Here is a 13,469-nt window from a genome sequence, read left to right on the forward strand (position 1 = left end):
GGTTGCTGGCCCAAGAATAGCATGCTGCTTAAAGGATTGTTACTGTACTATTGCAAGATTGCTGTAGCTGGGGTCTTTTATCGCAATAGCTGCACGTCGCTGCATGAATTTCGACTCTCTTTCACTCTACTGCTACTATTGACGGCATCCGGCGTAGGGAGAGGCACCAATACGCGGCCTGAATGCATGCTGTTTTTCACAGTCATTATGAGGTTTTTCTTTAGGACCGTTTGGCTTAGCGTAACGGACTGAGGTGCTCTTATCCGGGAAGAAAGTCGTCACTTGAGCGATTAACGGACCGCAAGGACCTTATCCCCTGCATTTCAGCTCCGAAACGCCTCACAGAAAGACGATAAGGTCGCCTGAGTCCGTTACGCTACAAAAGGCGGTGTTCTTGTGGGGATAAGGTCTCTTCGGTCCGATACTGTAATAGTTTCTAATATATGCACAAAAAGCCCGGTTCCCCGGGCTTTTCCAGTTAATCTAACACCACCACGTGCATCGTTCTCACTTCAGTCAACCGCTCACTTCCGCACCGTCACTGTCATCTTCGCAGATCTCGACTCGCCTGCCGCGTTGCGCAGGACGGCTTCGTATTCATAGGTTCCGGGAGCTTTGCCGGAGATTGCAGTGACTGCGGACTGGGCATCCGGGGTATGCGCCTGTAGAGTCTGGGTATCAACCAAAATACCATTCTCATACAACTGGTATTCCGCCGCATTCGTCCCCCACCACAGATTCATTGTGACCGCATAGCTGCCGTCCCCGTCCCAGTTATCGTTGGATAACTCCGCCTGCCCCGGGGCAGCATCAGCGACTGTTACTGTCAAAGGTTCGCTGGTCACCGCTCCATACCCATTGCTCAATTCCAGCGTATAAACGTAAGTTCCATTCGATCTGCCGGTAATATCAATCTGCACTGACTGGGCGGACGGTGACTGGTCTGTCAGAGCGCCCTCCTCAATCATTTCGCCGTTCTCGAAGAGCTTGAAGCGGGTCCCATTATTGCCCCACCAGAGATTCATCGTAACAGTATAATCGCCGTCCCGCAGCCCCGTATCATGGCCGTTATTATCAGACAGCACCGGCTGGCCCGGAGCGCCGTCCGCGAGCGGTTCGCCCAGGGTAACCCAAGCGGACAGCGGAATATTCAGCTTCTTCACAAGCCCCGCTACCAGCTCAGATACCTTAATCGCACCGTTCATCTGCAGATGGGTATTGTCTTCTGTGCTTCCCGTCCACATGAAGATGGACTTGGTGCCCTCTGTACCCAGCTCCTGAAAATACTCCCAGCTTGCTTCATTCAGGTCAACCAGCAGCGTTCCCGTCTCCTGCGCCGTTTCCTTCATCGCCTGCACGTATGCCGGGAAGCTCTTATTCAGCACCTCACCGCTGAAATCCCGCCGGTTCACTGGTGTAACCAGTACAGGAACCGCACCTCTCTGCACTGCGCCGTTAATATAATCCTTCAGATACTCCTTGAACTGCTCCGGGGTAAGATAACGTTCCGGCCGGGACGGCGTGGAATCATTATGCGACCACTGCATGAACAGATAATCCCCTTCATGAATACCGAGCAGAATATCGTTTAGATATCCGCCGTTCAGGAAGGTTTTGCTGCTTAGTCCACCGACTGCCCGGTTATCAATGGCAATCTTGTCAGTGTCAAAATAACGGCCCAGCGTCTCGCCCCATCCGGCCTGCGGACGGTAGCTCTCCGCATAATTGGCCACGGTGGAATCGCTCGCCAGATAGAGAGTTGGCTTATCAGCCGCTACCTGCTCCGGCAGGCGTTCAATCTTCAGCGCGTTGATCTTCGGTGTACTGCCGGAGAAGCTGAAGTTAAATATGCCATCGATCAGGGCGACATCATAGGTCACTTCCTTGAATTGGCCGGAGGGGATGGTGGTGGCTGGCAGCTTGTTCATTTGTTCCACCGTAACCCCGGATTGGGTCACTTCCTGCGCATCCCCGATAGTCATCGTCACCCGGTAATTCGCCGGCTTCATCTCCACCAGAAACGAAGTGCCGTTCACACGGGTAAAGTCCTCGGTCAGCGGATTGCCGGTTCCCCGGTTCTCATCCTGGACCAGCGCAGTGTCGGCGAACCCGTAGCCGTTCCCTTCTACGTAGGCCCGTTTGGCATCCACCTTCGTATAGCCGTCTGCTGCACTGCCGGAGCCAAAATCAAAGGAATACGTACTAACATCCCCGGCAACCTCGCTGGTCAGTGAGTCGCGTGCAACGTTCAGCATATTTACCGCATGGTTAATCTGCGCCTGCGAGGCTGTTGTTCCGATCAGGGCTTCGGCAGCGTTCAAGGCTCTTTGCACCACAGCTATAGACGCTTCCGTGTAGGATGTCAGGTCGATAGCCTTAACATCTTTGTGCAGCGCAATCAACGCAGCCATGTCGCCTGCTGCCACCGGCAGCTTCGTGCCTTCAATTTTTACATTGTCGATCTGGGTAGTCCAATTCAGCGTGCCTCCTCCTCCTTTTCGCGTACCCAGGAACCGCAAGCCCCTAACGTTATTCGCATAGACGCCAGGACTAAGCGGAATATCACGGATCGTCTGGGTGACATTTGGATTAGCGAGACTTGTTAAGGTGAGGTCAAGGGTTTTTCCGGCAAAATCAATCTTCAGCTTAACATTCACCCACTGGTTCTTGGGAATATCCGTAGCGGTCCCGCCCCCTGGAATGGCAGTAGTGCCGGTACCATAATCAGGTGTATACGGGCCGGTGAAATAATGAATGTTCGTATTCGGGCTTGCCGCTCCGGTCTTGGTGAACAGGGTGAAAATCAGATTCTCATTCGCATCCTGCAGACTCAGATGCCCCTCCGACGGAGCAGCGCCCACATTGCCGGAATGCCAGTTGAAATCGACATTCACAATGTCACCGTTCACTGCATCGAACAGGCGGAATACCTTAGCGCGGTTGCCGGAGCCGGAACCCGTCACAGACAATACCTTGTTCCCGTTCTCTTCGGTAACCGTGCCCGCCATCGTTCCGGCAGTGCCCGTAGCATTCACCATCGAATATTGTGCAGCGGCCGGGTCGCCCTCGAAGTCCTCCGCATACCGCTGTACCTCCGGCTCCGGCTCAGGCTCGGTAATACCGGGATCAATCACGAACGGGGATATACTTAGGCCCATGTCCTTCACAGCGCCAGCCACCAGACCGGCAATTACTTGCGCACCGTAGGTGCTGAAATGGGTATTATCGCTCACACCGTTCGGATACTTAGGATATTCCCCCGGATTGGCATAGAGGAAAAGCTTCTCCGTAGCGGCCAGACCGATCCGGTTGTAATCTGCAATGCTGAGCTGGCTCAGATCAATTAGCGGGACGTTCAGCGCAGCCGCAGTTTCTTTTGCCGCCTTCACATATTCCGGAAAGCTTACATTGAATTCCTGAGTGATCGTATTGAAGTCTCTGCGTCCTACCGGCGTTAACAGAACCGGTGTGGCCCCGCGCTGCTTGGCTCCGTTCACGTATCGGGTCAAGTACGCTGCATAATCTGCCGGAGAGGCATAACGGTCAGGGATGCCGACACTTGCATCGTTATGGCCGAAGGAGATGAAGAAATAATCGCCCGGCCTGATCTGCTGCAGAATACTATCCAGACGGCCGTCCACCATGAACGACTTGCTGCTTCTGCCGCCGATGGCATCATTCTGGATCGTGACTCCGCTGCTGAAGTAGTTACCGAATTGCTGGCCCCAGCCTTCCTGCGGAGCCTGCATTCCACTGTAGGACTGCATCGTCGAATCCCCGGCCATATAGATGGTTGTTCCGGTTCCCGGCGTCTTCTGCGGGTATTTCTCGATCTTAATCTCCTGCACATCGGCTGCCTTGCCGGAGAAAATAAACTCTAACTGCCCGTCAACCACTGCAATGTCATAGGAATAGTGTAGTGGTGTTCCGGCAGGGACCTCAGTGAGTGCCAGCTTTTGCACAAATTCGGATTTCACTCCTACGTTCGAGTCTCTGTCTCCGCTGCCCAGCTTGAGCGTCACCTTGTAATTGGCATTCGGCAGGTCTACCGCAAACTTGGTGTTCTCCGGCAGAGAAGCGTGGCCCGAGCCTAAGATGATCCCGCTTGTGCTCTCGAAACCATATCCCGTGCCCTCAGTGTACGGCGTAGCCTGTACAGAGGTGGTTCCGGCTGGCGACTCCGTACCGAACCCGAAGTGGTGTAGCTGCTCCAGCGGTTGCGGCGCTCCGGCCAGTGTTAGATTTGCTTTTGGAAAAGCGGTTGCCTCCGTCCCAAGATAGAAGCCGGTATGCGGCGGCTGGTTGTACGCTACGTTCTGCCAGGCAATCCCCAGCCGGTACACCGGATCTTGCATGAGTGTTGGAATTCTGTAGGTTGTAGGAATCGTGGTGGTATAGAGTCTGTACTCCGTACTGTCTTCGCTGCGCAGCAACAGCTCCTCGCGCCAATCGCCCAGAAGGTCCGCCTGAAGGGCCGGGTTGCCTTTGGTATGATTATTAGTCAGTGTACCCGCCGCCCGAAAAATCTCCTTCAGCTGCTTATTCCGGTAATCCCACTTATAAATGAGCGGAATGCCTTGCGCGGTAGTGTTATTCCAGTCGTGGTCGAACAGCTCCCGCTGAAGATCCCCATCCCACCAGATCGCAAAATTCGCGCTTCGCGGCACTTCATTCTGTTCATAGATCACCTGTCCGTCTGCCGAATAGCCTCGGGATAACGGGTCCATCTGCCCGTTTACAATCGTGGACGCCCAAGACTCGTAGCCGGGATGCTCCGGATCGATATCGGCGGACATGCCCCGTCCGGTATCTTTTCCGGTGAATTGGCCCCAGAGGATCTCGCCTGTAGCCGCATCGCGCATCTCCAGCCCGTAGGCAGCATCCTTATGTTCATGCACACTGAAGACCTGATATCCTTCCCGGTTCGGATCGAGCTTCCCGGCGTGCATCGCATCTCCATGGCCGAGCCCTGTGCTGTACAGCAGCGTGCCGTCATCATCAATTGCCAGCGCACCGTACATGATCTCGTCTCTGCCGTCCCCGTCTGCGTCCAGCACACTAAGGTTGTGATTGCCTTGTGCTTCATATTGTGTGCCAGCTTGGTTCGTGTCGAAGTTCCAGCGCTTCACCAATGCGCCATTCGTGTAGTCGTATGCGGTAAGCGTTGTTCTTGTATAATAGCCACGGGCCATCACAACGCTTGGCTTCACGCCGTCCAAGTATGCAATTCCGGCCAGGAACCGGTCGACGCGGTTGCCGTATCCGTCTCCCCACGCGCTCACATTGCCTCTTGGCGGATCATAGTCAACGGTGGACACCGCTGCGCCGGTCTGTCCGTCGAACAGCGTCAGATATTCCGGCCCGCTGAGGATATAACCTCCATCGTTACGGTAATCCTTGGTGCCGTCACCGATGACTGTACCCTGCCCGTCTTTGGTGCCGTCTGCCGTTTTGACCACCACCTCAGCTTTGCCGTTGCCGTCCAGGTCATACACCATCAGCTGCGTATAGTGCGCCCCGGCCCGGATGTTCACGCCAAGATCAATGCGCCAGAGCTTGGTGCCGTCCATTTTGACCGCATCGATGTAGACGTTCCCTGTATACCCGGCTTGTGAATTATCCTTGGAATTGCTCGGACTCCACAAAAAAACGATCTCATATTCCCCGTCCCCGTCCAGATCGCCAACGGTCGCATCCCCGGCATAATAGGAATACGTCCCCCCGTCCTTGGTTCGGCCACCCTCAGGCTTATCCAGCGGAATCGGCAGATAAGAATTATGCCACACCGCTGCCCGCTCGGCCTGCATCTCTTCCTTCCCGGCAACAATTGTAGCAATCTGATATTGTGAGCTGTCTGCACCTGTGGTGTCCAGATAGTTGGTAGAATCCGTGATCGGTGCCGGGTTCACCTTCATCCCGTTCTTGTAGACATTGTAAGCGATTTCATCCGAATCCGTATTCAAGTACCTCCAGCTCACAAAAACACCGCCATCCGTCAGAACAGCCACCAAGCCACGGTCCAGATATTCTGCCTGACGGGCAGGAAGATTCCCTGTAGTTGCTGCGTGTGCCGGAGCAGGCGGGAGGGCAAGCGGTAAGACAAGCAGACAGGATAATATGAATGTGAGCAAGGATTTCTGAACAGACCTCTTTTTTCTACCCATGTACTTCACTCCTCCTATTATTCTAAAATCAATTTAGAAATCAGGGGACACTTGTGCAGATGCTCTCATAGTTGTCTTCCGGCTTGAGCTTGAGCACTCCCGCCTCCTTTCCTGGTAACATTCATATGGAGCGTAACAAATAATAGGGATTCATTCTGCTCAAAAAAAAGCACTTTCAGCCTAGAATCGACTATTATAACGGCTAAGCCAGGTTCCAATATGTGGTATCATAAAGGATATGTTTGGTTAGGGGAGTGTTTATGGCAGAGGAACATGGAGCTTCAATTGAAGGAATGGAACAGGAATATGTACATATTCTTTTCGGCATGTCGGATGCGGGTTCTTTAAAAGTAGCGCTTAGTGCCCTCGGTAAACGTGAGACAAGCCAAGTTCTGGCTTTTAATGAATTATTCTCAATTGGGCCTTTATCAGGGTTGGACACCATAACCGGAATGCAGAACAGGCATCTTTGGATAATGGAACGAGATGAGAATTACAGCCTTAGCCAGCACCATAACCAAGAGAATCAGCTTGTCCATATGGCACAGACCGTGAAAGCGCGCTGGATGAGGTAATTCTGAGGTCCGTTACTGAACTGAAAGTGGAGCAAGAGCGCAATCAGGGCAGAAAGGGATTTGTTAGTGCAGGGGGTGTCTTCATCCGCGTGTTAGAGTTAATAATTCTTCAGCCATTCAAGTGGTCAAAAAAATAGCGCAGCGGCCCTCCTTATGAGAAAATCGCTGCGCTATTTGATTACTTCATATACAATTCCACCAGCTTATAACAACGCTCCTTCGTTACTGAAGCCAAGGTCGCCGCGTACTCCAGCCCCTCCATCGTTCCGCCTTTATATTTGGCAGCTGCTTCCTCTGCTGCTTTATCGCGTTCCTTGATCCAGCTTAGCTGCTCCTCTTTCAGTTTCGCCATATCGGCTTCGGTAAGCTGCGCTTTAAGCTCCTGGTAGATTTCATTTAGCGCCTTGTCCCAGCGTTCATGCTCCTTGGAGGCGGCCTCCTTCATGTCTGCCGTTACACCGCTGGCTGACATCGCCTTCAGATCGCTTAGTCCTTCTTCAATCTTATCCAGCTTGTCAAAATAAGTCTGCCGCTGGGATTCCCCCGCCGCTGCACTGGCCTGCGGAGTGGCTTCAGGCGCGGCTGTCTGCGCAGGAGCCTGTGCCGTAGCTTCCGGTGCGGGCTCTACGGTAGCCTCAGATGCCGGTTCCGGCGTGACCTCTGGTGTAACCTCCGGGCTTGCCGTCGCTGCTTGTCCGGTCTCTGCCGTAGCCGCCGCACCGCCATTTGCCGCCTCGTTATTGCCGCAGCCAGCCAGTAAGAGACTGGAGATGAGCATGGTAGTCAGAATTGCTTTTCGCATAAGTCCTCATCCTGTCATTGGTTTATAGTTGAGACTCTATTGTATACCGGCTGTTCATAAGCCGTCTTGAGAGTTATTACCTGATTTCACCCGGGTGTAATCATTTTTTGAAACGCTTGGAAGCGCGGACGGCCGAATATTACTGCTTGACAGCACTTTGGGATCGGAGTAGTATTTTGAAATACTTCTACATACAACGAAGCATTATTTACTCTCACAGAAAGGCGGTTCACCCATGATTGAAGCATTACGCAAGCTCGGCTTATCCGACCTGGAAGCCCGCTGTTATCTGGCGCTGCACGGGCAGCCGCCCTCCTCGGGTTATGAGGTCGCCAAGCAGGTGTCCGTGTCCCGCTCCAATGTATACGCCGCACTACGCAGTCTGGTAGATAAAGGAGTCTGCCGGACAATCGAAGGCGAGCCGGTTACCTTTGCTGCAATTCCAGTCCGTCAGGTCGTCAAGCTGCTTCAGGCAGAGTTTGAGCGCACCGCCCGCCTGCTGGAGAACGAGCTGACCCACCTGCCTGCCGCACCGCCATTCTTCAGCAACTGGAAGGGAGATGCACAGGTCGGTCTGGCAGTAAAGCGTCTTGCTGCCAATGCCAGCGAGGAGATTCTGGCAGATATCTGGGCGGAGGATCTGCACCGGATAGAAGACACACTGCTTGCCGCCGAAGAACGGGGCATTGCCGTCCACCTGATGGTGATAGGCGACATACCTACAGCGCTGTCGCGTGTCATTGTGCATAGTGTTCCGGCAGGCGGGCCGAAGACCTCCCGGAACTTCTCTCTCCTGCTGGATAAGGAGACCTCTCTGCTGGGCAGCTTCACCCGCCACGGGCAGGCTTCTGCATTGGAGAGCAACCATCCGGCTGTGCTGGATGTCCTTCAGACGTCTTATTATCACGATGTCGTGATGATGCGCATTGAGCAGGATTTCGCCCTGGAGCTGGAGGCGCGTTATGGCAAGAATTACTCCTTAATATTCCAGGAACACCCAGAAATGCGCGGGCGGAAGCCAGCCCCCGAATCGGAACCTAATCCAGATTGCTTGGAGGATGACTCCCATTGAATAGATTGAATACACCGGATATGACTACTTCACACTCATCTGTACTGCATAACCGCTCGTTCCTGCGCCTATGGATCGCGCGGATCTTCTCCACCAGTGCCTTCCAGATGCTGTCGGTGGCGATTGGCTGGCAGATGTATGCGCTGACCGGCAGCGCCTACCAGCTTGGACTGGTCGGGCTGGCCCAATTCCTGCCCATGCTGCTGCTGACATTGCCTGCCGGACAGACGGCTGACCGCTATGACCGCCGAACCATTGTGTTCCTGTGCCAGCTTACAGAGTGCCTCATCGTGCTGATGCTTGTCCTCGGCAGCATCGAAGGCTGGCTCAGCGCGGTCCAACTGCTGGCAGCCGCAGCAGTACTTGGTGCATGCCGTACCTTCGAGAGTCCGGCCTCGGCAGCGCTGGTGCCGGACATTGTGGATCGGGAGCAGCTTCCGAAGGCAGCGGCATGGTCCGCGTCTGCTATGCAGACGGCGATGATCGTGGGCCCGTCGCTCGGAGGTGTCCTCGTCGTCTGGGGTACGGCTGCCGCCTATCTCGCCTCGCTTGCCGCGCTGCTGGTATCTACGGTGCTAATCTTCTTCGTCAAGACCGTCCATTTCGTCAAGAAGCTGGACGCGGTCAGCATGGACACCTTTCTCAGCGGCTTGCGGTTTGTCTTCGCCCGCAAGATTATCCTGGGTACAATCTCGCTGGACCTGTTCGCTGTACTGCTTGGCGGGGCCACGGCACTGCTGCCAATCTTCGCCGAGGATATCCTGAAGACCGGCTCGCTCGGTCTTGGTTTGCTGCGCTCCGCCCCGGCGGTAGGTGCGATTATCGTCTCGCTCATCCTGACCCGCTATTCGGTGGAACGGGCCATCGGCCGGATGCTGTTCGCCTCGCTGGTCGTCTTCGCCCTGGCAACGATGCTGTTCGGCATCTCCCACAGCTTCTGGCTGTCCCTGTTCGCGCTGGTTCTGATCGGCGGCTCGGATGTCGTGAGTGTCGTTATCCGCTCGACACTGGTGCAGGTCAACACGCCGCAGGAAATGCAGGGCCGGGTAAACGCAGTGAATTCGTTATTCATCGGTACCTCGAACCAGCTTGGCGAATTCGAGTCCGGCACCATGGCCGGGCTGGTCGGGGCTGTGCCTGCAACCGTGATCGGCGGAGTGGGCACCCTGATTATTACCGTGCTCTGGATGTACCGGTTCTTCCCGGTCCTCCGTACCCAGAAGACGTATACAGCGGAGGAGATTTGAACGCTCGAAAGGGGCTGCCGTTTGGCAGCCCCTCTTTACGAATTTATTTGTTTTGAGGCCCCCACAAAGTATCTGAATATACTTCGAAGCTTAAGCTCCACTTTGTGGGGATGGAAATTAGTGCTCCCCTTTAATCACAAAAAACGATCCCCGGATCGTACCGGCCAGCTTCGACTTCTGCCGCGCGAACTTGAACTTGTCCGCCAGCTCCTTCGGAATCTCCATCCCCTCTGAGAGCTTGAAGCCAACTGCCCGCTTCTTCGGGTCATCCACAGTGTACATCACGTTAAGGGCAAGACCATCCTCATAGAAAACGTAGGCGAACCGGATATTCTCCACCTGGAAGCGCGATGTTTGGAGTGGCTTGGCTGCAAATTCAAGACCCCGCTCCTTGCTCAGAATCCCGTTCACGTAATCCAGCGTCTCCTGGCTTTCACTGGCCGGAACGACTGTGAATTCATGCTTATACTTGTTCATGAAATACCGCGCCTCATTCGCACGCAGACCCGCCAGCGCCTCAGCAACGGGCGACGACTCCAGACCTTGCACAGATACTTCTTTGAAATCAACTGTATACGCCATAGTTAGTTATCCTCCATTACATTACTTTAGTTTCTGACGACCGGAATCCACATTTCACCATACAGCGAGCCGTCACGCCGTCCCATCTCCACAGCCGTATTGGGCCCGCCCACGTAGGCGTACCCTTCTGCTTGCGGCAAGGCTTGTCCGAAGGCTATGCCCGTCACGGTATTGCTTAATTCCTCAGTCGTCGCTCCTTCTCCTGCCACTACGAGGTATTCCCCTTTCGGGAACTGGATCACCCGGGCCTCTTGCGGAATCTGCGCGGCTGCATCAGCCATTACCCCGGCGTAATGCATCATTTTGCCGTTCACTGCTTCGTTTACTACAAACACATATTCATTCGCCGCAATCCCTTTTAATAAGTCGAGCCTGCCATCATCACTGACTGCCTGCCAAAAATCCATCTTCTCCTTATAGATCCCCGCATAGTCCGTATAATCACTCTTAAGATCAACGCCCAGACCAATCACCGTAAAGCTGTCTTTCTCTTCAATAGTGTACCCTGCCATTGTCATATCCCGCCTTTATTCATATTTGTGTTCCTCACCTGCTATGTATATGATAACCTTAAATCATGTCAAAAAATGAACCTGTTTAGGAGCCGCGATGAAAAAAGTAGAACGGATCAACATCATCATGCGGTACATTAACAATCGTGCCCATTTTACCCTGACGGAAATCATGCGGGAATTCAACATTTCACGTTCGACCGCCCAGCGGGATATCCGGGAAATCGAGGCTCTGGGTATGCCGCTGGTTGCTGAGGTGGGCCGGGATGGCGGGTATTCCGTCATGCGTAACTCTATCCTTCCGGTGGTCCGGTTCACGGATAACGAGGTCAAAGCGCTGTTCATTGCCTTCATGGCGACAAGAAACGGCCAACTTCCTTATCTCAAAAGCCGCCAGTCGCTGACGGAGAAATTACTGGGGCTCATCTCGGAGAATCAGCAGGAGGAGCTTGTTCTTCTCAATCAGATCCTGCTGTTCGAGGGCACCCATCCGGGCAATCCTGATCTGCTGGATCTGTCTGATCTCCCCCACCCTATGCTGGACAAGCTGATCCGGCTCCTGCTGGCGGACCGCTATCTGCTACTCACCTGCCGGGAAGAGCAACAGGATATCACATATGCTGTGTATCTTTTACGTCTCTATCAGGAGAAAAGCCTGTGGCTCATCGAGTCCTTCGACCTGGACGCCTCCAGAAAACGGATCATCCCGGTTGATCAGCTTACGGATGTGATCCCCTCCCCCGAACCCAAGAGGCTGAGCACCAAAAAAATTCAGGAGAAGCTAAGCAAGCAGCAGGTAAAAAACAACCTTGTCCTGGAGCTCGGTCCCCGGGCCATTGCCCAATACCGCAAATATCACCCGTTCCGGGTTGCGCTGTCCTACACCAATCCCTATCAGACTACCGCTATCCTGAAGATGGATGTCGAGGTCAATCGGATGGAGGAGCTGAAGGAGATCACAAACTGGCTGTTGTTCCTGGGCGATGATCTTAAGATGAAGGAAATCCCGGAGGAAGTACGGGCGGAGCTGCAAGCGAGGGTAGATTTGTTTCAGACTTAGGGAGTGTGCGGCCCGCCTACTGTTGCGTTCGCCGCGATCCAATGTGTTCTGTTTTCCGACTACATTCGGCCCGTTTGCCATCCCGCTGTCCAATGTGATCGGTTTAATACGAAAATAAAAGTACCGGAAAATGCGCAGCAGAACGGGTTTTGACAAAAAAAGACCCACCGCCCCAAAAAAACGTTTCGTTTTTTTTGAAAAAGGGAAGACTATTGGATAGGATTTAATTGCACGCTATATCCTAACTGCTGGATATAGTTCACGTACCTATCTAACGTGTTTTTCTTGGACGTCTCATCGCCTAGTGAGACGTCTATTTCTTGGTATGACCTCTTCTCCCGCATCAGGGCATGGAGGATTCGAATCAGCAAATGCGCGGTGGCGACGTTTGCTTTTTTATCGCCTCTTCTCTTACGTATTCGTCGAAAAAATTGGCCGATCCGGTTCGAGGAGCGAGAGTTCGCCCAAGCCGCCTGACACAAGGCCCCTTTCAGATGCTTGTTCCCTTGCATCGTTTTTGACTTTCTTCGCTTTCCCGCGCTTTCGTTGTTCCCTGGACACACCCCCGCCCATGATGCAAACTGCGCATCACTCGGGAACATTTCCGCGACATGCGGCCCCACTTCGGCAAAGATGGTCACGGCAGACGTCCGCTCAATTCCTGGAATGGAGTCAATTTGTTCAATCACCTCCAGGTACGGTTCTGCCTTCGCCTCGATTCGAGCTTCCAGCTCCGTGATCCTTTTCTCCAAATAGACCAAGTGGTCCCAGTGGTCTCGAATCATCTCGCGGTGATGACGGCGCAACTTGCCATTGAGCGCGTCTAGCAACTGCGGAACTTTCTTTTTCAAACGGGTTTTGACCAGGTTTTTAACGGTCCCTTCGTCGATGACCTCGCCGTCCATGATCTTCTGGAGCAGGCCCCGTCCCGAAACCCCATATAGATCGGACATAAAGGTGGTTAGCTTAATGTTGGCATCCTGCAGGATTTTGTGAATGCGGTTTTTCTCCGCCGTCACCGCCTGCACCATCTTACTCCGGTAACGGGTCAAGTCTCGCAAATCCCGGATGTCTTGTTCGGGCACCATACTGCCTTCAATGAGCCCGCAACGGTGCAATTGCGCTAACCAGCGCGCATCTTGCATGTCACTTTTTCGACCCGGCGTATTCTTTACCCGCTGGGCGTTGGCCAAGACCAGATCACAACTGCCCTCTAAGATGTTCCATACCGGTTTCCATAACACGCCCGTACTCTCCATCACCACCTCCCGACAGCCTTGTTCACTCAGCCAATCTTGCAGGCCTAGCAATTCTTTGGTTGTCGTCCCAAAGGTTTTCAGGTGACATTGGGGTTTCTGTTCGATCGGTCCTTTCAACACGCAGGCCACAACGGTTTCCTGGTGCACGTCCAGACCGGCGCAACACATACGTACAGCATCCATTCCAATCATCCTC

The 13,469-nt window shown here is 53.8% G+C and carries 9 protein-coding genes; 4 read left to right on the plus strand and 5 right to left on the minus strand.

Going from position 1 to position 13,469, the window contains the following annotated elements:
- Positions 1-524: 524 nt before the first annotated feature.
- A complete protein-coding gene (locus NSU18_RS03745) occupies positions 525-6,164 on the minus strand; it encodes a rhamnogalacturonan lyase family protein (protein WP_341148270.1) in 5,640 nt (1,879 codons plus the stop codon).
- A gap of 260 nt (positions 6,165-6,424) precedes the next feature.
- Between NSU18_RS03745 and NSU18_RS03750 the strand changes: the two genes are divergently transcribed.
- Entirely contained in the window at positions 6,425-6,739 is a 315-nt protein-coding gene (locus tag NSU18_RS03750; protein WP_341148271.1) for a DUF1835 domain-containing protein, read from the plus strand.
- Between the two features lie 178 nt (positions 6,740-6,917).
- Here NSU18_RS03750 and NSU18_RS03755 read toward each other — a convergent pair whose 3' ends face one another.
- Entirely contained in the window at positions 6,918-7,541 is a 624-nt protein-coding gene (locus NSU18_RS03755; RefSeq protein ID WP_341021848.1) for a lysozyme inhibitor LprI family protein, read from the minus strand.
- 235 nt (positions 7,542-7,776) lie between these two features.
- Here NSU18_RS03755 and NSU18_RS03760 point away from each other — a divergent pair, with 235 nt between their 5' ends.
- Entirely contained in the window at positions 7,777-8,613 is an 837-nt protein-coding gene (locus tag NSU18_RS03760; RefSeq protein ID WP_341021847.1) for a TrmB family transcriptional regulator, read from the plus strand.
- Entirely contained in the window at positions 8,610-9,860 is a 1,251-nt protein-coding gene (locus tag NSU18_RS03765; RefSeq protein ID WP_341021846.1) for an MFS transporter, read from the plus strand. The genes NSU18_RS03760 and NSU18_RS03765 overlap by 4 nt, the downstream gene beginning before the upstream one ends.
- 117 nt (positions 9,861-9,977) lie before the next feature.
- Here the strand turns inward: NSU18_RS03765 and NSU18_RS03770 are convergent, their stop codons facing one another.
- Both NSU18_RS03770 and NSU18_RS03775 read right to left on the minus strand, forming a co-directional pair.
- Positions 9,978-10,442, minus strand: coding sequence for a phage tail protein (locus NSU18_RS03770; RefSeq protein ID WP_341148272.1), 465 nt, complete (start codon positions 10,440-10,442; stop codon positions 9,978-9,980).
- Positions 10,443-10,468: 26 nt separating this feature from the next.
- Entirely contained in the window at positions 10,469-10,954 is a 486-nt protein-coding gene (locus NSU18_RS03775; protein ID WP_341021844.1) for a GyrI-like domain-containing protein, read from the minus strand.
- Positions 10,955-11,051: 97 nt separating this feature from the next.
- Here NSU18_RS03775 and NSU18_RS03780 point away from each other — a divergent pair, with 97 nt between their 5' ends.
- A complete protein-coding gene (locus NSU18_RS03780) occupies positions 11,052-12,014 on the plus strand; it encodes a helix-turn-helix transcriptional regulator (RefSeq protein ID WP_341021843.1) in 963 nt (320 codons plus the stop codon).
- A gap of 209 nt (positions 12,015-12,223) precedes the next feature.
- Here the strand turns inward: NSU18_RS03780 and NSU18_RS03785 are convergent, their stop codons facing one another.
- Positions 12,224-13,456 carry an IS110 family transposase gene (locus NSU18_RS03785; RefSeq protein WP_341148273.1) on the minus strand — a complete coding sequence of 411 codons (1,233 nt, stop codon included), beginning with the start codon at positions 13,454-13,456 and terminating at the stop codon, positions 12,224-12,226.
- Positions 13,457-13,469 lie beyond the last annotated feature (13 nt).

The sequence above is a fragment of the Paenibacillus sp. FSL H8-0048 genome, from assembly GCF_038002825.1.
GTDB lineage: Bacteria > Bacillota > Bacilli > Paenibacillales > Paenibacillaceae > Paenibacillus_AQ.